Consider the following 17,339-nt stretch of genomic DNA (forward strand, 5'->3'; position numbering starts at 1 on the left):
CGCTGGTCAGGACCGGCAGCTGTAGCCGGCCGGCGGCGGGGTGCCCGCGACCAGGTAACGCACCACCGCGTTGTCCACGCATTGGTCGCCGTTGAACACCGCCGTGTGCTGCGTGCCGTCGTAGGTGATCAGCGGGCCGCCCAGCTGGCGGGCCAGGTTCACCCCGGCCTGATACGGGGTCGCCGGGTCGTGCGTGGTGGAGACGACGACGACCTTGCCCGGCGCCATGGGCGGTGCGGCGTGGGGCGCCGACGTCGGCGGGACGGGCCACAGCGCGCACAAATCGCGGGGAGCGTTTCCGGTGAACGGCCCGTAGCTCAGGAAGGGCGCCGCCTGGCGGATCCGCTGATCCGCGGTCACCCAGCTGGCCTGGTCGGTCGGATTCGGGGCGTCGACGCACCGGATCGCGTTGAACGCATCCTGGTCGTTGGAGTAGTGCCCGTCGCGGCCGCGTCCCTGATAGTCATCGGCAAGCAGCAGCAGGTCGCCGGCGTCGGTCCCGCGCGCCAGGCCGAGCAGGCCGCTGGTCAGGTATTTCCAGTGCGTCGGCGTGTAGAGCGCGTTGATGGTGCCGGTGGTCGCGTCGGCGTAGCTCAGCCCACGGGGGTCCGCGGTGCGGCCCGGCTTGGTGGCCAGCGGGTCAACCAGGGCGTGGTAGCGGGCGACGAACTTGGACGGGTCGGTGCCCAACGGGCAGCCCGGCGAGCGGGCGCAGTCGGTGGCGTAGTCGTTGAAAGCCGTTTGGAATCCGGCCATTTGGTTGACGTTCTCGTCGATGGGGCCGACGGTCGGGTCGATGGCGCCGTCGAGCACCATCGCCCGCACGTGGTTGCTGAACTTCTCCAGGTAGGCGGTGCCCAGCTCGGTTCCGTAGCTGTATCCCAGGTAGTTGATCTGTTCGTCGCCCAGCGCCTGACGCACCGCGTCCATGTCCCGCGCGACGGACGCGGTGCCCGCGTTGGCCAAAAACGCGGCGCCCATCCGGTTCACGCATTGCTGGGCCAGCTGCCGGTAGAGCTGCTCGATGTGCGCCACGCCGGCCGGGCTGTAGTCGACCATCGGCTCTCGCCGATACGCGTCGAACTCGGCGTCGGTGCGGCAGCGCAGCGAAGGAGTGGAGTGGCCCACGCCGCGCGGGTCGAAGCCGACCAGATCGAAGTTGCGACCGACGGGCGAGTTCTCCAGGTCCGGCGCCATCGCGGCCACCATGTCGACCGCCGAGCCGCCGGGACCGCCGGGATTGACCAGCAGCGATCCCATCCGTTGCCCGGTCGCGGGCACGCGGATCACCGCCAGCTTGGCCTGGGCGCCGCCCGGGTTGTTGTAGTCGATCGGGACCGACACCGTGGTGCACCGCGCGGCGGGGATATCGCTTGTGTCCGAGACGAATTGGCCGCAGCTCCCCCAGCCCTGCGGCGCCGCGGCCGCCGGCGGGTTCGGGGCCGGGGTCTGCCCCGCGCCGGGCTCGGGCGTGGCGCCGGCCACCGGCAGCGCGGCGACGGCCGAACCACCCAGCACAAGGCCGAACGAAAGCAGCGCCGAGCTCACGGGTCTCAGGCGCGACATGGCTGTCATCGTTGCAGCCGCGGGTACCCGTGGCAGCGCGAAACGATTACGCCTTGGTCTCGGCTCTCAGCCGGCTTGAGCCCGCACCGAGCGTGCACTCACGGCGACGAATCGACGAAAATCCCGCCGTGAGTGCACGTTCGGCGCTAGCACTTGGCGCCGCTCGGCGGCGTCGTGCCGCCGACCAGATAGGCCGTCACGTAGTTGTCGATGCAGCCGTCGCCCTGGAAGACGACCGTGTGCTGGGTTCCGTCGTAGGTCAGCAGCGAGCTGCGCAGCTGGTTGGCCAGGTCGACGCCGGCCTTGTAGGGAGTCGCCGGGTCGTGGGTCGTCGACACCACCACCGTGGGCGCCAGGCCGGGCGCGGAGATGGTGTGCGGCTTGCTCGTCGGCGGTACCGGCCAGAACGCGCAGGTGCCCAGCGGCGCGTGGCCGGTGAACTGCCCGTAGCTCATGAACGGTGCGATCTCCCGGGAGCGGCGGTCTTCGTCAATCACCTTGGCCCGGTCGGTAATCGGCGGCTGGTCCACGCAGTTGACCGCCACCCGCGCGTCGGTGGCGTTGGTGTAGTGGCCGTGCGCGTCGCGGCGCATGTACATGTCGGCCAGGGCGAGCAGGGTGTCGCCGTGATGGTCGACGAGTTCGGAGAGGCCGTCGGTCAGGTGATGCCACAGGTTCGGTGAGTACAGCGCCATGATGGTGCCCACGATGGCGTCGCTGTAGCTCAATCCGCGCGGGTCGTTGGTCGGGACCGGCCGGCCGACCATGGGGTTGTTGGGGTCGACCATCGGGTCGACCAGGCTGTGGTAGACGTCGACGGCCTTGGCCGGGTCGGTGCCCAGCGGGCAGTTCGGTTGTTTCGCGCAGTCGGCGGCATAGTTGTTGAACGCGTCCTGGAATCCCTTGGCCTGCCGCAGATCGGCCTCGATGGGGTCGGCGTTGGGGTCGACCGCGCCGTCGAGGATCATCGCCCGCACCTTGTTCGGGTAGGCCTCGGCGTAGGCCGAGCCGATCCGGGTGCCGTAGGAGTAGCCGAGGTAGGTCAGCTTGTCGTCGCCCAGCGCGGCCCGGATGGCGTCGAGGTCCCTGGCGACGTTGACCGTCCCGATGTTGGCCAGAAAGCCCTTGCCCATCTTGTCGACGCAGCGGCCGACGAACTGCTTGGTCTCGTCCTCGATGTGGGCCACACCGGCCGGGCTGTAGTCGACGTTCGGCTCGGTGCGCAGCCGGTCGTTGTCGGCGTCGGAGTTGCACCAGACCGCCGGGCGCGACGCGCCCACCCCGCGGGGATCGAAGCCCACCAGGTCGAACCTTTCGCGGACCCGCTTGGGCAGCGACTGGACGACGCCCAGCGCCGCTTCGATGCCGGACTCCCCGGGCCCGCCGGGGTTGATCACCAACGAGCCGATCTTGTCCCCGGTCGCGGGGAAACGGATCATCGCCAGCGTGGCGTCGTCGCCGTCGAGGTTGTCGTAGTCGACGGGCACCGCGAGCTTGCCGCATAACGCGCCGGCCGGGAGCTTGACCTTCGGGTTGGCGGCCCGGCACGGTGTCCACTCCACCGCCTGGCCCAGCTTGGGTTCGGACATGACGGCGCGTCCCACCACCACGCGTTCGCAGCCCGCCAGAAGCAGCGCCACGGCAGCGATCGACGTCCACATCAGCAGCGTGCGCGCGCTCGTGCCGCGGCGAGACGAACCCATGCCAACATATGCTGCCAGAGGAAACCTGAGATCCTGATCAGCGGCACCGCCGCGCGCGGAGCATGGCCTGTCTCACAGTGTCGCGCCGTTTCAACCGCGCCGAAGAAATGGCAGAATGACACCGTCAGACGAACCCGGGGACCCGTTTTGGGCCACGAGGATCGACCCGACCACCCACTAGGGACAATGATGTCTGAGCACAACGTTTACGGTGCCAACTCGTCTGCGCCCGCGCAGCCGCTCACCAAGATCCGCACCCACCACCTGCAGAAGATGAAGGCCGAAGGGCACAAGTGGGCGATGCTCACGGCCTACGACTATTCGACCGCCCGCATTTTCGACGAGGCCGGCATCCCGGTCCTGCTGGTCGGCGACTCGGCGGCCAACGTCGTCTACGGCTACGACACCACCGTGCCAGTGTCGATCGACGAACTGATTCCGTTGGTCCGCGGCGTGGTGCGCGGCGCCCCGCATGCCATGGTCGTCGCGGACCTGCCGTTCGGCAGCTACGAGGCCGGGCCCGCCGCCGCGCTGGCCGCCGCCACCCGGTTCATGAAAGAGGGCGGCGCGCACGCGGTGAAGCTCGAGGGCGGTGAACGGGTCGCCGAGCAGATCGCCTGCCTGACCGCCGCGGGCATCCCGGTGATGGCGCACATCGGGTTTACCCCGCAGAGCGTGAACAGCCTGGGCGGCTTCCGGGTCCAGGGCCGTGGCGACGCGGCCGAACAGACCGTCGCGGACGCGATCGCCGTCGCCGAGGCCGGGGCGTTCTCCGTGGTGATGGAGATGGTGCCGGCCGAGTTGGCCACCCAGATCACCGGCAAGCTGACCATCCCGACCATCGGGATCGGCGCCGGACCGAACTGCGACGGGCAGGTGCTGGTGTGGCAGGACATGGCCGGCATGAGCAGCGGCAAGGCCGCCCGCTTCGTCAAACGGTTCGCCGACATCGGCGGGGAATTGCGCCGGGCCGCAACGCAATATGCGGACGAGGTCGCCGCAGGGGTTTTCCCCGCCGACGAGCACTGCTTCTGACCCCGCGCGTCAGCGCACGATAGCCGGCACGCCGCGGTGCGCGCCCGGACCGCCGATCTGAGGGTCCCGCCTCGTTGACAACGTTACCCCGGTCACAACGAAACCGCCGAAAAACGTTGTGTGGCAGGCATGTACGATTGCTCTTAGGAGACGATCCGGACTCTAAAGAGCAAAGGTGGACCACATCGACCGGGGGGACCGTGGTGGCTTCGTACACCGTCGAACGGTGCTGAAGTTCCCGCTGCTAGTGGCAGGAGGCATCGTTTTGGCCCGCACACCGCACGCGTCCGCGCAGCCGCCTCGCACCTCGCCGCAGGCAAGCCGGTGGTCGCCCGAGCGGGCCAACCGCTGGTATCAGGCGCAAGCCTGGCCGGTGGGCGCGAACTACATCACGTCCAACGCCATCAACCAGCTGGAGATGTTCCAGGCCGATACCTTCGATCCCCGGCGCATCGACACCGAATTGGGTTGGGCCCAAACCAATGGATTCAACGCGGTGCGGGTCTTTTTGCACGATCTGCTCTGGGCGCAGGACCACCGAGGGTTCCAGGGCCGTCTCGCGCGGTTCGTCGACATCGCGGCCCGCCACGGCATCAAACCCCTGTTCGTCCTGTTCGATTCGTGTTGGGATCCCTTCCCCAAGCCGGGCCCGCAGCCCGCGCCCCGGCCCGGCATCCACAACTCCGGCTGGGTGCAGAGCCCGGGCGCCGCGCGCCTCGATGACCGCGGCTACGTCCGCACCCTGCGCGGCTACGTCACCGGAGTCCTGACCCAATTCCGCAATGACGACCGCATTTTGGGCTGGGACCTGTGGAACGAACCGGACAACCCGGCGGACACCTACGCCTCGGTGGAACGCAAAGACAAGGTCGACCTGGTCGCCAACCTGCTCCCCCAGGTGTTCGAGTGGGCGCGGTCGGTCGATCCCCGCCAGCCCCTGACGAGCGGCGTCTGGCACGGCGAGTGGGCCGACCCGGCGCGCCGCAGCGTCATCGCCGGGATCCAGCTCGACAACTCCGACGTGATCACCTTCCACTGCTACGGCGAGCCGGCGGCGTTCGAGGGGCGCATCGCCGAGCTCGTCCCGCTGGGGCGCCCGATCCTGTGCACCGAGTACATGGCCCGGCCGCTGGGTAGCACGGTGCAAAACATCCTGCCGATCGCGAAGCGCGCCGGCGTCGGCGCATTCAACTGGGGATTCGTCGCCGGGAAAACGCAGACGTACTTTCCCTGGGACTCCTGGGACCACCCGAACCCGGATCCGGCGATGCCGCAGGAATGGTTTCACGACTTGCTGGGGCCCGACGGACGGCCGTTCCGCGACACCGAGATTCAGACGATCCTCGAGTTGAGCGACCTGGCGATGCATCTGCGGGCGCCGCCGGCCGGCTGACGGGGAGGCGTCAGCGGCACCGATTCTGGAAGTCGGTCAACGGCTGGCGGATGCCCTCGAGGTCGGCGTGGGTCTGCGGGTTGGCATCCATGTACTGCTTCAACTGATCGCGCATGTCGCTGCGCGGTTGGCCCTTCAAGCTGGTGAAGTAGTCGTTGACGTCCGGGTGCGTGAACAGGTACGCCGACGTGGCCGCGGCGACGCCCGACGAGACCTGGGCCAGATCGGCGGCCGTGCAATTGGGTTGCGACGTGGGCGCCGGCTCCGGATCATCCATCGGCACGTCCGCCGCGGCCGAGCCGGCCGTCGCGAAAAGCATTGCCACACTGGCCGCGCAGGCCGCCATTCCGCCGGCAACCCGGGCTGCCGGGCGAACACAAGACCCCATGCAAACGCTCCTTCGTCGACCATCGCGCAAGGCGAGCGGTATTCGTATCGCAAACCATAAGGGGTTTGCGCGCCGCGCACGCGCGAATCAGGCCGCAAACAAATGCGGGCCCGCGGTAGGGTCGGGCCGTGGCGGAAGTCCTTCAGACCCAGGTTTGTGTTGCCGGTGGGGGCCCCGCCGGCCTGGTTCATGCGCTCCTGCTCGCCCGCGCCGGGGTCCGGGTTGTCGTCTTGGAGAAGCACAATGACTTCCTGCGTGACTTCCGCGGCGACACGGTGCATCCGAGCACCCTGCGGATCATGGACGAGCTTGGGCTCGTCGATGAGCTCCTGCGCCTGCCGCACACCAAAATCGACCGTGTCGCGTTCGACACCGACGGGACGATTCGCACTTTCGGCAACTTCGGTGTGCTCAAACGGTTGGGCTTCAAACAGCCGTATATCGCGTTGATGCCGCAGTGGGACTTCCTCGACTTCCTCGCCGAAAAGGCCTCTGCTTACCCGGAATTCACGCTGATCCGCAACGCCGAAGTCAAAGATCTGATCTTCGACGGCGATCGCGTGATCGGGGCGCGCACGCCCGACCTGGAGGTCCGCGCCGACCTGGTCGTCGGCGCGGACGGGCGCAAATCCGCGGTCCGGGCCGCGGCCGGGCTGCAGACCGCCGCGGCGCACTCGCCGATGGACGTGTTGTGGTTTCGGCTCAACTGGCGCCCCGGCGATCCGCAGGAGCTGTACGGGGTGGCCCGTCGGGGCTTCACCATGGCGTTGATCTACCGGGGCGACTATTGGCAGATCGCGTATCTGATGCCGAAGGGGTCCGACCCCCGCGACGGGTCGCTGGAGGCGTTCAAAGAGCGCATCGTGGCGGCGCGGCCACAGCTGCGCGAACACGTCGAGGACCTTCGTTCCTGGGACCAGACCAGTCAGCTCGACGTGCGGGTGGACCGGCTCGAGACGTGGTGGCGCACCGGCCTGCTGTGCATCGGCGACGCCGCCCACGCCATGTCGCCGATCGGCGGCGTCGGGATCAACCTCGCCGTCGCCGACGCGGTGGCGGCGGCCAACATCTTGAGCGCCCCACTACGCAACGGACGGCTGCGCGACACCGACCTCGCCAAGGTGCAGCGCCGGCGGGAGCTGCCCGCCCGGGTCATCCAGGCTATTCAGGTGTTCGCCCAGGATCGGGTGATCGCGCCCAATTTGAACGGTGGTGACCTGTCACCCATCCCGATCCCCGCGATCGTGGGTCGGGGCCCGCTGCGATCCATCCCGCCGATCGCCTTCGGGCGGGGCCTTCGCCCCGAACACGTCCGCACCCCGAACGTGCACACGGCCTAACGCTTTCCGGCCCCGCCGCCCCAGCGATATTCACATTCTCGGCCCGCCCGCCGCGCTGTGACGGCACAATGCACTGAGGGGTCGGAAGGAGAGTGCAGATGAACCGCCGCCGCGGGCTTGCCGCACTGCTGGTGTTCTCGGGCGTGGTGTCCGTCCCCGCAATCCTTACCGCGGTGCCCTCCGCCGATCGGGTCGAGGCGACCGTGTGCGTGGGCGCGGGCCGACGCGTCTCGGTGAGTGGCTGCACCAACATCGCTGACAACATCGCCCGCTATGCCCCGCCGCCCGCGGCCTATGCGCCGCTGCCGGAGGACGACACGTCGGCTCCTCCCCCTCCTCCGCCGCCGCCATAGCGCCGTCACCGCGGTGTGGCAGGCTATGGGTCTCATCCCCCACCGTCCACCGTGTTCAAGGCCGCGGCGACGCGCCGTCAACGGAGCGAAAGATGCCTGCACAAACGCCGCAGACCTCGCGTCACCTGGAGGTAGAGCGCAAGTTCGACGTCGTCGAGTCCACCGTGTCCCCGTCGTTCGAAGGGATCGCCGCGGTCGCCCACGTCGAGAAGTCGCCGACGCAAACCCTGGATGCGACGTACTTCGACACGCCCGCACATGACCTCGCGCGCAACAAGATCACCCTGCGCCGCCGCACCGGCGGCTCCGACGCGGGGTGGCACCTCAAGCTGCCGGCCGGGCCCGACGCGCGCACCGAGGTCCGCGCGCCGCTGGACGCATCCGGCCCCGACGGGAACAACGCCGTGCCCACCGAGTTGGCGGACGTCGTGCTGGCGATCGTCCGCGACCGGCCGCTGCAGCCGGTCGCGCGCATCACCACCGAGCGCGAGAGCCAGGTGTTGTACGACGCCGCGGGCGTCGCGCTGGCCGAGTTCAGCAACGACCACGTCACCGCCTGGTCGACGCGGGGCTCCGATGACAGCGCCGAAGCCGCCGATGAAACCGGTGCGCCGCCCACCGAGCTGGAGTGGCGGGAATGGGAATTGGAGCTGCTCGAAGCGGGCGGTCAATCCCACGGGGCGGCCGGCACCGAGCTGCTGAACCGGTTGAGCAACCGGCTGCTGGACGCCGGTGCCGCGCCGGCCGGGCACGGCTCCAAGCTGGCGCGGGTGCTCGGCACCCCGCCACCGCCCGACGGCGCGCAGCCGTCCGAGGATCCGTTGCAGCGCGCCATCGCCGAGCAGGTCCGCGAGCTGCTGGTGTGGGATCGCGCGGTGCGCGCCGACGCCTATGACTCCATCCACCAGATGCGGGTGACCACCCGCAAGCTGCGCAGCCTGCTGCGCGACTACCAGGATTCGTTCGGGTTGCCCGAGGAGGGATGGGTGCTGGACGAGTTGCGTGAGCTCGCCGGGATCCTGGGCATGGCGCGCGACGCCGAGGTGCTCGCCGAGCGATACGAGCGTGACTTGGACGGGCTCGCACCGGAATTGGTGCGCGGTCCGGTGCGCGAACGCCTGGTCGGGGGCGCCCAGCGTCGCTACCAGACCGGGCTGCGCCGGTCGTTGATCGCGATGCGCTCGCAGCGCTACTTCCGGTTGCTCGACTCCCTGGAGACGATTGCGGCCCAAACCCCCGTCGCCGCCGCGGCCGAGGAACAGGCCCCGGTGGCCATCGACGCCGCCTACAAGAAGGTCCGCAAGGCCGCGAAGGCCGCCGCCCGGGCCGCGCGGGAGCAGCCCGGCGACCACCACCACCGCGACGAAGCGATACACCGAATCCGCAAGCGCGCCAAGCGACTTCGGTACACCGCAGCCGCCACCGGCGCGGCGAAGGTGTCCGAGCGGGCCAAGGCCGTGCAGTCGCTGCTCGGCGATCATCAAGACAGCGTGGTCAGCCGTGAACACCTGCGCCAGGAGGCGGAGATCGCCCACGCCGCCGGCGAAGACACCTTCACCTACGGGCTGCTGTATCAGCGGGAGGCCGACTTGGCGCAGCGGTGCCGCCGCGAACTCGACGGCACCCTACGCAAACTCGCCAAAGCGGTGCGCAAGGCGGGCCACTAACCCGGTCGCGAGACTGCAACCACCGACGCCCCCACTCGGCGAACGGGTCGCTGGTTGCAGTTTCGCGGAGGCTGAAGGCGGACGAGTTGGCCTGTAAGCCGGATTCTGTTCCCCACCGCCGCGCGTGAGCAACGGCGGTGCGGCGGCGACCATCCATCTGGACACACCGTCACCGGGTGCCTCGAGCGGCCTACCCGCAGGCTCGGGCGAGCAACCCTCGAACGCCTGCGCGGCCGCACCAACGGTGCGGCCTTCTTGGCCTTGCTTCGGGTGGGGTTTGCCGAGCCACCCCGGTCACCCGGGATGCTGGTGCGCTCTTACCGCACCGTTTCACCCTTACCACCGCGAGGGTGGCGGTCTGTTTTCTGTGGCACTTTCCCGCGAGTCACCTCGGATTGCCGTTAGCAATCACCCTGCTCTGTGAAGTCCGGACTTTCCTCGAACCGCCTTGCGACGGCCCGCGGCCGCCCGGCCAACTCGTCCGCGACGATAAACGGTACCCGCTGCACGGGGCCGGGGCCAGCAACCGTCTACCGTGGAGCCGGGTCACGAATCGGAAGGACGCGGATGTCCCGGTGGAAAAGGCGTGTCGATTCAGGCGATTGGGAGGCTATCGCCGCCGCGGTCGACGAGTACGGCGGGGCGCTGCTACCGCGACTGGTCACGCCCAGCGAGGCGGCGCGGCTGCGCAAGCTCTACGCCGACGACGCCCTGTTCCGCTCCACGATCGACATGGCGCCCAAGCGCTATGGGTCCGGGCAGTACCGCTATTTCCACGCGCCCTACCCCGAACCGATCGAGGATCTCAAACAGGCGCTGTATCCCCGGCTGCTGCCGATCGCCCGCGACTGGTGGGGCAGGCTGGGCCGGGACGCACCCTGGCCGGACCGCCTCGACGACTGGCTGGCGGCCTGCCACGCCGCCGGCCAGACCCGGTCCACGGCCCTGATGCTGAAATACGGTGCGGGCGACTGGAATGCGCTGCACCGGGACCTCTACGGGGACTTGGTATTCCCGTTGCAGGTGGTGATCAACCTCAGCGACCCGGCCACCGATTACACCGGCGGTGAATTTTTGCTGGTCGAGCAGCGACTGCGGGCTCAATCCCGGGGCACCGCAACGCAATTGCCGCAGGGGCACGGCTACGTCTTCACCACCCGGGAGCGGCCGGTGCCCTCGGCCCGCGGCTGGTCCGCGGCGCCGGTGCGCCATGGTGTGTCCGTGGTTCGCACCGGGCAGCGCTACGCCATGGGGCTGATCTTTCACGACGCGGCGTGAGGATCATTCGTCTCGTCGCAACGCGATCACGTGGTCGGGCACCCTGGCCGTTTCCCCGTTGACGGTCATCTCGCGCTCGACGGAGTCGGCCCGTAACCGAGTCCAGGCGGTCGAATCCAGCCGTAACGAGGCGATCACCTCCTCGATGCCGAGGAAGGAGTGATCGTGGTGCTGCGCCCACGGCGGCACCGCCCCGTGGTCGACGATCAACAGCACGCCACCGGGATTCACGCGGCCGGCGGCGTTCCGTAACACGTTTTCCCGGTCGAGGCGGGCCGGCGAATGAAAATACTGGGCAGAGATCAGGTCGAACATCCCTTGCGGGAAGCTCTCGTTGAGGTTGTGCCGCTGAAAGTCGATGTGGGCGGCCATATTCCGCGCCGATGCGGCCGCGCGGGCGCGTTGCAGCGCGGTGTCCGAGACGTCGACGGCCACCACCTGCCACCCGCGGTCGGCGAGCCACAGCGCGTCGGCTCCCTCTCCGCAGCCGAGGTCGAGTGCTCGGCCCGGCGGCAGGTCGGCGGCCACCTCGGCGAGCCGGGGGTTGACCCGTCCGCTCCACACCCGCTCGAGTGACCGGTAGCGCTCTTCCCAGAACTGCTGGGCGTCATCGGGTTTGCAAGAACTGTCCATACCGCGAGCTTGCCCATTCCGTCCGGAGTTGCCAAGCTGAATTGCCATGCAGGCAAAAACCAGCCCCGACATCGACCTCCTGGTGCGGCGGAGGCTGCGGGAGCTGCGCGTGCAGCGGGGCATGACGCTGCAGGAGGTCGGCGAGAAGGCGGGCATCGACGTCTCGACGCTCAGCCGGCTCGAGTCCGGCAAACGCCGCCTGGCGCTGGATCATCTGCCGCGGCTGGCCCGGGCTCTCTCGGTGAGCACCGACGAGCTGCTGCAGACCTCGTCACCGCCGGACCCGCGGGTGCGCGGCGCGGCGCACACCCACCACGGCGTCACCTACTGGCCGCTGACCCGCCAGGGTCCCGCCGGCGGCCTGCACGCGTTCAAGGTTCGCGTCAGCGCCCGGCGGCGCAACCCGCCCGCCGACCTGCCCGTGCATGAGGGGCAGGACTGGATGTACGTGCTTTCCGGCCGGATGCGGCTCATCCTCGGCGACCGCGACTTCACCATCGACCCGGGCCAGGCCGTCGAATTCTCGACGTGGACGCCGCACTGGTTCGGCGTGGTGGACGGGCCGGTGGAGGCCATCGTGATTTTCGGCCCGCACGGCGAACGGCTGCACCTGCACAGCTGACCGGTACGGCGTTAGCGTGGAGCGATGGACCGGGCCTCGGAATACCACGTGGCACCGCCGCACAGCGCGCCGGGCGTGAAGTCCATGGTCGGATACCGGACCTTCGATGTTCCCGAGACCGTGCACCGCGGCATGCCGTCCTCGATGTTGACGTTCATCGTCAGCCTCGACGACGGGGTGGAAGCCGGCGACACCGCCGACGCACTGGCCGTCGCGCGCCCCAACCCGCTGCTGCTGAGCGGCCTGCACCTGCAGGCCAGCCACGTGCGGCAGCGCCGCGGCCAGGCCGGCGTGCAGCTGGCGGTGCATCCGCTCGCATCACGCGCGCTGTTCGGCGTGCCGAGCGCCGAGCTTCCCGTGACCGACTACGACGCGACCGCCGTGCTGGATCGCGGCGGCCTGGAATTGCATGATCGCGTGACCGAGGCGCACGGCTGGCCGGACGCGTTCGCCGTGGTGGCCCGCTACCTCATCGAGGCGCGGCGGCGCCGCGAGAGCGCGACCGTGCGTCCCGAGGTCGCGTATGCCTGGCACCTGCTGGAGCGCAGCCGGGGCCGGATACCGGTGGCCGCCGTGGCGGAGACGGTCGGCGTGACCACCCGGCACCTGACGACGCTGTTCGGCCAGGAGGTCGGCCGCTCGCCCAAGACGGTGGCGATGCTGATGCGGTTCCAGCACGCGACGGCGCGCATCGCGGCGTCGGCGCGCCGGTACGGACGCGTCGGCCTCGCGGGGATCGCGGCCGCCACCGGGTACAGCGACCAGGCGCACCTGACCCGCGAATTCGCCCGGTTCGTCGGTGTGCCGCCGCGGCGGTGGCTGGCCGACGAGTTCCGAAACATTCAAGACGGCGGCCACTCGTTTCGAGCACAGTGGGACCATGACCGCTTCGAATCCGACCGTCTGGTTGACATTGCAGGCCCATGACGCACCCAAGCTGATCGATTACTACGTCGAGACATTCGGCTTCGTCCTCGCGGCCCGCTACGGCCAGGGCGAGACCATCGATCACGCGCAACTGAACTGGCCGCACGGCAGCGGAGGGATCATGCTGGGCACCCACAAGCCCGACGCGCAGTGGTGCCGCGAACCGGGCACCGCCGGCGGCTACGTCGTCACCGCCGATCCCGACGCGCTCTACGAACGGGTGCTGCAGCATAAGGCCGAGGTGGTGCGGCCGCTCGCCGAAACCGACTACGGCGCACGCGAATTCACCGTCCGCGATCCCGAAGGCAACCTGTGGTCCTTCGGCGACTACGGCGGCGCGTCGCCCTCAGCCGGCTAGATACGCCGTCTGGTTCACCAACCGCACCGAAGAGGCTCCGTCGGAATAGAATTCGGCGATGCTCAGCGAGGCCAGGTCGAGGTGCAGCCGGTACAAGATGCCTGGCCCGGCGTCCAGCGCCTCCCGCAGCAACATCTTGATCGGCGTCACGTGGGACACCACCAGCACCGTCGTGCCTTGATGTGCGGCGAGGATGCGGTCACGGATGCTCGACACCCGGTCGAGCACCGCGTCGAAGCTCTCGCCGCCCGGCGGGGCGGTGCTGGTGTCGCGCAGCCAACGACGGTGCAGTTCGGGGTCGCGCTCCGCGGCCTCGCCGAACGTCAACCCCTCCCAGGCCCCGAAATCGGTCTCGATCAGGTCGTCGTCGACGGTCACATCAAGTCCCAGGGCCTTGGCGGCCGCCGCCGCGGTGTCGTACGCCCGTTGCAGCGGGGAGGCGAAGACCGCCGAAATCCCGCCGCGCTGGGCCAGATACCGCGCCGCCGCGTCGGCCTGCCACCGCCCCACTTCGGTGAGCGCCGGGTTGCCGCGGCCCGAATAGCGGCGCTGCACCGACAGCTCCGTCTGCCCGTGGCGCAGCAACAGCAGCCGGGTGGGGGTGCCGCGCGCGCCGGTCCAGCCGGGCGCCGCCGGAGCCGGCGCCGGTGCCGCCGTCGGCGCCGGTGCCGCAACGGTTTTCGCCGCGTCGGCGCCGGGGGGCTCGGGTGTGCCGGCCGGCTCGGACTTTGCCGCCGCACCGTTGGCCTCGGCCGCAGCGTCCATCGCCTCGTTGGCCAACCGATCGGCGTGCGAATTGCGCTCCCGCGGAATCCACGAGTAGCTGATCGTGTCGAACCGCGCCGCCAGGCGTCGGGCCTGGGCGTTGAGTTCGATCAGGTCGGGGTGCTTGACCTTCCACCGCCCGGACATCTGTTCCACCAGCAGCTTGGAATCCAGGTACACCGCGGCCTCGGTGGCGCCGAGCTTCAGGGCGTCGTCCAAACCGGCTATCAGGCCACGGTATTCGGCGACGTTGTTGGTTGCCCGGCCGATGGCCTGCTTGTTCTCGGCCAGCACGCTCGCGCGGTCCTCGGTCCACACCACGGCGCCGTACCCGGCCGGCCCGGGGTTGCCACGTGATCCGCCGTCGGCTTCGATGACAACCTTCACTGGTCGAACCCCTTGACCCGCAGCAGGATCGCGCCGCATTCCGGGCAGCGCACCACATCGTCCTCGGCGGCCGCCGAGATGCGGGACAGTTCGCCGCGGTCGATCTCGATCCGGCAGGCCCCGCACCGCTTGCCCAGCAGCTGCCCGGCGCCCGGCCCTCCCCCGGCGCGCTGCCGTTCGTACAGGGCGGACAGGGCGGGGTCCAGTGCGGCGTTCAGCGAGTCGCGTCGCGACGAATGAAGCTCGCGGGCTTCGGCGATTTCGGTGAGCGCGGCGTCGAGGGCCTGCTTCGCGTCGGCGATTTCGGCCTCCAGAGTCTCGACGGCCCGCTGCTCGGCGTCCAGCTGGGACTGCAGCTCCTCGCGACGTTCCATCACCTCCAGCAGGGAATCTTCCAGGCTGGTCTGGCGACGCTGCAAGGTCTCGAGCTCGTGCTGAAGGTCCGCGAGTTGTTTGGCGTCAGTCGCCCCCGACTGCAGCAGCGCCCGGTCACGATCCTCGCGCTGGCGCACCGAATCGATCTCCGATTCGAGACGTTTGACGTGAGCGTCGATGTCTTCCAGGGCAATCCGCACCGCGCCCTGCCGGTCGCCGGCGGCATCGCATTCCTCCTGCAACCGCCGGCACGCCTCTTGCTCCGGCAGATGCGCGGCCCGGTGCGTGATACGGGACAGCTCGGCATCCAGTTTCGACAACTCGAGCAGCGAACGTTGCTGTGCTACTTCGGCTTTCATGACCCTTCTCCCCCGGACTCGTTATCACCGTGCTCGACATTCCAAGGGTCGGTGCGAATCGAGCTCACTCGCACCGGAAGCTCCGCACCGAAACGTGACCGCAGCAGGCCGGCGGCCTGTTCACACCATGGGAATTCACTTGCCCAATGCGCCACATCGATCAGGGCGACATCGGAGGCGCGACGATGCTCGTCGGCCGGGTGGTGCCGCAGATCGGCGGTGACGTAGGCCTGCACCCCGGCGCCGGCCGCGGCGGCCAGCAGCGAATCGCCGGCGCCGCCGCAGACGGCGACCCGCGACACCGGCATCTCGGGATCACCCGCCGCCCGCACCCCCCACGATGTCCGCGGCAGCGCGGAGCGCACGCGGGAGACGAAGTCGCGCAACGGTTCCGGGCGGGCCAGCGTGCCGATGCGGCCCAGCCCGGCGTCGCTGGGCGGCGGGACCATCGCGAAGATGTCGAACGCGGGCTCCTCGTAGGGATGGGCGGTGCGCATGGCCGCCAGCACCGGCCCCCGGGCCCGCGCGGGCGCGACGACCTCGAACCGGTCCTCGGGGACCCGCTCGACGTTGCCGACGCTGCCGACGGCGGGCGCGGCGCCGTCGTGCGGCAGGAACTGCCCGATACCGGTGACGCTCCAGCTGCAATGCGAGTAGTCGCCGATGTGACCGGCCCCTGCCTCAAACACCGCCGCCTGCACCGCTTCTGCGTTCTCCTTGGGCACGTAGATGACCCACTTGTCGAGGCCGGGCGCGCCGGTCGCCGGCTCCAGCGGGGCCTCGACACGGAGCCCGAGGGCGGCGGCCAGCGCATCGGACACACCCGGGCTAGCCGAGTCGGCGTTGGTGTGCGCGGTGAACAGCGAACGCCCGGTCCGGATCAGCCGGTGCACGAGCGCGCCCTTGGGCGTGCTGGCCGCCACGGTGTCCACCCCCCGCAACAGCAGCGGGTGGTGGGCCAGCAGCAGGCTCGCGTCGGGGACTTCGTCGACGACCGCGGGCGTCGCGTCGACCGCGACGGTCACCGACTCCAGCACGTCGCCGGGGTCACCGCACACCAGGCCGACCGAATCCCACGATTCGGCGAGCCGCGGCGGGTAGGCCTCGTCGAGCACCGCGATGACATCGGCCAGCGTCACGCTCACCGGCACACCTCCGAAATCGCCTGCACCAGCAGCGGCCACTCCGGGCGCACCGCGGCCCGCAGGTACCGCTCGTCCAGGCCGACGAACGTATCACAGCGACGGATGGCAATTCCCCTGTCGTGCAGTCGATTTCGCAATCGAACGGCCTCCTGCGCGCGAAACAGCACGAATGGGGCCCGGCCGTCGACCACCTCGGCGCCCACCGACGCCAGCCCGGCCACCATCTCGGCGCGCAGCTGGCCCAGTCGCGCCGCCCCGGCCGCCGCGTCGGCAACGGCCTGCGGACCGCAACACGCCGCGATGGCCGTCAGTTGCAGCGTGCCCACCGGCCAGTGCGCCCGCGCTGCGGTCAGGCGCGCCAACACCTCCGGTGACCCCAGCGCGTAGCCCACCCGCAGTCCGGCCAGCGCCCACGTCTTGGTCAGGCTGCGCAGCACCAGCACGTCGGGCACCGCGTCACCGGCGAGCGACTCCGGCTCGCCTGGGATCGAGTCGGCGAAGGCCTCGTCGACCACCAGGATCCGGCCGGGCCGGCGCAACGCGAGTAGCTCCTCGCTGCGATGCAGCACCGAGGTGGGATTGGTGGGATTGCCCACGACGACCAGGTCAGCGTCCTCGGGGACGGCCGCACCCGCGAGGCCGAAGGGCGGCCGCAGCACCACGTGGTGCACCGGAACCCCGGCGGCGGTCAGCGCGGCCGCCGGCTCGGTGAACGCCGGCGCGATGATCGCCGCCCGCGTCGGGCGCAGGTTGCCCAGCAGGGCGAACCCCTCGGCCGCCCCGGCCAGCGGCAGCACCTCCTCGCGGGCCCGGCCGTGCCGTGCGCCGGCCGCGTCCTGCGCCGCGTGGACGTCGTCGCTGCTGGGGTAGCGCGCCAGGTCGGGCAGCCGCGCGGCCAGCCGTCGCAGCAGCCATTCCGGCGGTTGGCCGTGACGGACGTTGACGGCGAAATCCAGCATCCCGGGCGCGACGGCCTGATCACCGTGATAGCGCGCCGCAGGCGGGCTCAGGTTCAGACTCGCCATCCGTGAAACACTAGTGCGCC

The 17,339-nt window shown here is 69.9% G+C and carries 17 protein-coding genes and 1 other RNA gene; 9 read left to right on the forward strand and 9 right to left on the reverse strand.

The genetic code is table 11. From position 1 onward, the window contains the following. Positions 1-6: 6 nt before the first annotated feature. Both JF781_RS11915 and JF781_RS11920 read right to left on the reverse strand, forming a co-directional pair. Entirely contained in the window at positions 7-1,575 is a 1,569-nt protein-coding gene (locus JF781_RS11915; RefSeq protein WP_225341171.1) for an alpha/beta hydrolase, read from the reverse strand. 137 nt (positions 1,576-1,712) lie between these two features. Continuing rightward, a complete protein-coding gene (locus JF781_RS11920) occupies positions 1,713-3,269 on the reverse strand; it encodes an alpha/beta hydrolase (protein WP_225329032.1) in 1,557 nt (518 codons plus the stop codon). Between the two features lie 189 nt (positions 3,270-3,458). Here JF781_RS11920 and panB point away from each other — a divergent pair, with 189 nt between their 5' ends. After that, positions 3,459-4,304 carry a 3-methyl-2-oxobutanoate hydroxymethyltransferase gene (gene panB, locus JF781_RS11925; RefSeq protein ID WP_225329031.1) on the forward strand — a complete coding sequence of 282 codons (846 nt, stop codon included), beginning with the start codon at positions 3,459-3,461 and terminating at the stop codon, positions 4,302-4,304. Positions 4,305-4,488: 184 nt separating this feature from the next. Then, positions 4,489-5,697 (forward strand): 1,4-beta-xylanase, encoded by a 1,209-nt coding sequence (locus JF781_RS11930; protein WP_225329038.1) that lies wholly within the window; start codon positions 4,489-4,491, stop codon positions 5,695-5,697. A gap of 10 nt (positions 5,698-5,707) precedes the next feature. Here the strand turns inward: JF781_RS11930 and JF781_RS11935 are convergent, their stop codons facing one another. Then, positions 5,708-6,043, reverse strand: coding sequence for a heme-binding protein (locus JF781_RS11935; RefSeq protein ID WP_225329037.1), 336 nt, complete (start codon positions 6,041-6,043; stop codon positions 5,708-5,710). A 170-nt stretch (positions 6,044-6,213) separates the two neighbouring features. Between JF781_RS11935 and JF781_RS11940 the strand changes: the two genes are divergently transcribed. The 3 genes from JF781_RS11940 (at position 6,214) to JF781_RS11950 (ending at position 9,445) form a co-directional block, all read left to right on the forward strand. Next, positions 6,214-7,425: an FAD-dependent oxidoreductase gene (locus tag JF781_RS11940; RefSeq protein ID WP_225329030.1), complete on the forward strand. Its 1,212-nt coding sequence runs from the start codon at positions 6,214-6,216 to the stop codon at positions 7,423-7,425. Positions 7,426-7,523: 98 nt separating this feature from the next. Next, the gene (locus JF781_RS11945) at positions 7,524-7,778 is read left to right on the forward strand and encodes a hypothetical protein (protein ID WP_225329029.1); all 255 of its coding nucleotides are present in this window, start codon (positions 7,524-7,526) and stop codon (positions 7,776-7,778) included. 92 nt (positions 7,779-7,870) lie between these two features. Next, the gene (locus tag JF781_RS11950; RefSeq protein WP_225329028.1) at positions 7,871-9,445 is read left to right on the forward strand and encodes a CYTH and CHAD domain-containing protein; all 1,575 of its coding nucleotides are present in this window, start codon (positions 7,871-7,873) and stop codon (positions 9,443-9,445) included. A 78-nt stretch (positions 9,446-9,523) separates the two neighbouring features. On the opposite strand, the gene rnpB is transcribed toward JF781_RS11950, so the two are convergent. Next, an RNA gene (gene rnpB, locus JF781_RS11955) (RNase P RNA component class A) lies at positions 9,524-9,925 on the reverse strand. A gap of 87 nt (positions 9,926-10,012) precedes the next feature. Here rnpB and JF781_RS11960 point away from each other — a divergent pair. Further along, positions 10,013-10,723, forward strand: coding sequence for a 2OG-Fe(II) oxygenase (locus JF781_RS11960; protein WP_225329027.1), 711 nt, complete (start codon positions 10,013-10,015; stop codon positions 10,721-10,723). Positions 10,724-10,726: 3 nt separating this feature from the next. On the opposite strand, the gene JF781_RS11965 is transcribed toward JF781_RS11960, so the two are convergent. Further along, on the reverse strand, positions 10,727-11,356 hold the full coding sequence (locus JF781_RS11965) for a bifunctional 2-polyprenyl-6-hydroxyphenol methylase/3-demethylubiquinol 3-O-methyltransferase UbiG (protein WP_225329026.1): 630 nt from the start codon (positions 11,354-11,356) through the stop codon (positions 10,727-10,729). A 46-nt stretch (positions 11,357-11,402) separates the two neighbouring features. On the opposite strand from JF781_RS11965, the gene JF781_RS11970 reads away from it, so the two are divergent. The 3 genes from JF781_RS11970 (at position 11,403) to JF781_RS11980 (ending at position 13,263) form a co-directional block, all read left to right on the forward strand. Then, positions 11,403-11,978, forward strand: a complete 576-nt coding sequence (locus tag JF781_RS11970) for a helix-turn-helix domain-containing protein (RefSeq protein WP_225329025.1) — start codon at positions 11,403-11,405, stop codon at positions 11,976-11,978. A gap of 84 nt (positions 11,979-12,062) precedes the next feature. After that, positions 12,063-12,905, forward strand: a complete 843-nt coding sequence (locus JF781_RS11975) for an AraC family transcriptional regulator (protein ID WP_225329036.1) — start codon at positions 12,063-12,065, stop codon at positions 12,903-12,905. After that, positions 12,859-13,263, forward strand: coding sequence for a VOC family protein (locus JF781_RS11980; RefSeq protein WP_225329024.1), 405 nt, complete (start codon positions 12,859-12,861; stop codon positions 13,261-13,263). Before JF781_RS11975 ends, JF781_RS11980 begins: the two co-directional genes overlap by 47 nt. Here JF781_RS11980 and JF781_RS11985 read toward each other — a convergent pair. The 4 genes from JF781_RS11985 to cobC are packed head-to-tail and all read right to left on the reverse strand — an operon-like array spanning position 13,252 to position 17,319. Next, on the reverse strand, positions 13,252-14,415 hold the full coding sequence (locus JF781_RS11985; protein WP_225329023.1) for a bifunctional RNase H/acid phosphatase: 1,164 nt from the start codon (positions 14,413-14,415) through the stop codon (positions 13,252-13,254). The two genes, JF781_RS11980 and JF781_RS11985, sit on opposite strands and share 12 nt — an antisense overlap. Then, positions 14,412-15,149 (reverse strand): zinc ribbon domain-containing protein, encoded by a 738-nt coding sequence (locus JF781_RS11990; RefSeq protein ID WP_225329022.1) that lies wholly within the window; start codon positions 15,147-15,149, stop codon positions 14,412-14,414. Before JF781_RS11990 ends, JF781_RS11985 begins: the two co-directional genes overlap by 4 nt. After that, entirely contained in the window at positions 15,146-16,294 is a 1,149-nt protein-coding gene (locus tag JF781_RS11995) for a Nif3-like dinuclear metal center hexameric protein (protein ID WP_225329021.1), read from the reverse strand. The genes JF781_RS11990 and JF781_RS11995 overlap by 4 nt, the downstream gene beginning before the upstream one ends. After that, on the reverse strand, positions 16,291-17,319 hold the full coding sequence (gene cobC, locus JF781_RS12000; protein WP_225329020.1) for an Rv2231c family pyridoxal phosphate-dependent protein CobC: 1,029 nt from the start codon (positions 17,317-17,319) through the stop codon (positions 16,291-16,293). The genes JF781_RS11995 and cobC overlap by 4 nt, the downstream gene beginning before the upstream one ends. Positions 17,320-17,339 lie beyond the last annotated feature (20 nt).

The organism is Mycobacterium sp. WUMAC-067 (assembly GCF_020217485.1).
Lineage (GTDB): Bacteria > Actinomycetota > Actinomycetes > Mycobacteriales > Mycobacteriaceae > Mycobacterium.

Excerpts from the sequence above, each read along its gene's own strand:
- JF781_RS11920 (WP_225329032.1), bottom strand. The coding sequence starts at position 3,269 with ATGGGTTCGTCTCGCCGCGGCACGAGCGCGCGCACGCTGCTGATGTGG.
- JF781_RS11965 (WP_225329026.1), bottom strand. The coding sequence starts at position 11,356 with ATGGACAGTTCTTGCAAACCCGATGACGCCCAGCAGTTCTGGGAAGAG.
- JF781_RS11990 (WP_225329022.1), bottom strand. The coding sequence starts at position 15,149 with ATGAAAGCCGAAGTAGCACAGCAACGTTCGCTGCTCGAGTTGTCGAAA.
- JF781_RS11980 (WP_225329024.1), top strand. The coding sequence starts at position 12,859 with ATGACCGCTTCGAATCCGACCGTCTGGTTGACATTGCAGGCCCATGAC.
- panB (WP_225329031.1), top strand. The coding sequence starts at position 3,459 with ATGTCTGAGCACAACGTTTACGGTGCCAACTCGTCTGCGCCCGCGCAG.
- JF781_RS11960 (WP_225329027.1), top strand. The coding sequence starts at position 10,013 with ATGTCCCGGTGGAAAAGGCGTGTCGATTCAGGCGATTGGGAGGCTATC.
- JF781_RS11935 (WP_225329037.1), bottom strand. The coding sequence starts at position 6,043 with ATGGCGGCCTGCGCGGCCAGTGTGGCAATGCTTTTCGCGACGGCCGGC.
- JF781_RS11945 (WP_225329029.1), top strand. The coding sequence starts at position 7,524 with ATGAACCGCCGCCGCGGGCTTGCCGCACTGCTGGTGTTCTCGGGCGTG.
- JF781_RS11970 (WP_225329025.1), top strand. The coding sequence starts at position 11,403 with ATGCAGGCAAAAACCAGCCCCGACATCGACCTCCTGGTGCGGCGGAGG.
- JF781_RS11950 (WP_225329028.1), top strand. The coding sequence starts at position 7,871 with ATGCCTGCACAAACGCCGCAGACCTCGCGTCACCTGGAGGTAGAGCGC.
- cobC (WP_225329020.1), bottom strand. The coding sequence starts at position 17,319 with ATGGCGAGTCTGAACCTGAGCCCGCCTGCGGCGCGCTATCACGGTGAT.
- JF781_RS11975 (WP_225329036.1), top strand. The coding sequence starts at position 12,063 with ATGGTCGGATACCGGACCTTCGATGTTCCCGAGACCGTGCACCGCGGC.
- JF781_RS11915 (WP_225341171.1), bottom strand. The coding sequence starts at position 1,575 with ATGACAGCCATGTCGCGCCTGAGACCCGTGAGCTCGGCGCTGCTTTCG.